This is a genomic window from Cumulibacter soli, assembly GCF_004382795.1.
Taxonomy (GTDB): Bacteria; Actinomycetota; Actinomycetes; order Mycobacteriales; family Antricoccaceae; genus Cumulibacter; species Cumulibacter soli.
This window is the reverse complement of sequence record NZ_SMSG01000019.1, coordinates 1-1,071: the sequence shown is the minus strand read 5'-3', so window position 1 is coordinate 1,071 and position 1,071 is coordinate 1. Positions and strand designations below refer to the sequence as shown.

Below are 1,071 nucleotides of genomic sequence, written 5' to 3'. Positions count from 1 at the left end.
TGTGATGTCCAGGCAGGTTGTTGAGTCTGCTCATTGGTGGGGCTCCGATTGCGGTGTGGTGCCTGTGGTGATTGTAGAAGTGCAGCCAGCCGGGTAGTGCGGTTCGGCGTTCGGTTTCGGATTCGTAGAAGCGGGCGTAGGCCCAGCCGTCGGCGAGAGTGCGGTGGAAGCGTTCGATCTTGCCGTTGGTCTGTGGTCGATAGGGGCGGGTGCGCTTGTGCCGGATTCCGAGTGCGGCGCAGGTATCGCGCCAGGCGTGGGAGGTGTAAGCGGGGCCGTTGTCTGAGAGCACGCGCTCGACCGTTACGCCCTGCTCAGCGAACCATGTGACTGCCCGCTCCAGCACGCCGATGGCGGTGACGGCCTTCTCATTGGCGCAGATTTCGATGTAGGCGACGCGGGAGTGGTCGTCGATGACGGTGTGCAGGAATGCGGTTCCGATACGGGGCCGGTATCCGTGGCCGCGTTCACCGGTCCGGCGTGCCTGGGCGCGCCCGTTGTTTTTGCTTTGCTGTCGGCTGAGGAACTTGTGTCCTCCGCCGTCAGGGATGTTGCCGAACTTCGTGACGTCGACATGGATCAGCGCCCCGGGATGATCGTGTTCATACCGACGGATCGGTTCACCACTCACGCGGTCGATTCGGCTCAGACGGTTGATCCGGCAACGCACGAGCACGGCGTGAACTGTGGACGCCGCGATACCGAGCTCGCCGGCGATCTGCACCGGTCCAAGCCGCCTGCGCCACCGTGCCTTCACGATCCGCTTCACCACCGCAGGCGGCGTCCTGGTCGGCATCGAGTGCGGCCGGCTGGAGCGGTCAGTCATCCCCGCGGAACCTTCGGCCCGGAATCGTGCCGCCCACTTTCGGGCGGTGGGCGGTGAGGTCATGAACATCTTCGCCGCGACAGCGGCCGGCCATTCCTCCTCGACGATCAGCTTGGCCAGCCTCAATCGAGCGCGTGGGGTGAGCGCGGCATTAGCGTGGGACACGAAGGCCTCCTGTTATGCGTGAGCGGTTCCTAGACAGCTCCACTCTCGCAACGGGAGGCCTTCACCCGTCAACAGATCAC

Annotated in this window: 1 protein-coding gene; it reads right to left on the bottom strand. The window is 64.5% G+C overall.

Features of this window, described 5'->3' with window-relative positions:
* Positions 1-991, bottom strand: a 991-nt coding sequence (locus E1H16_RS18315; RefSeq protein ID WP_134325372.1) for an IS481 family transposase, incomplete at its 3' end; no start/stop codon positions are given.
* Between the last annotated feature and the right edge of the window lie 80 nt (positions 992-1,071).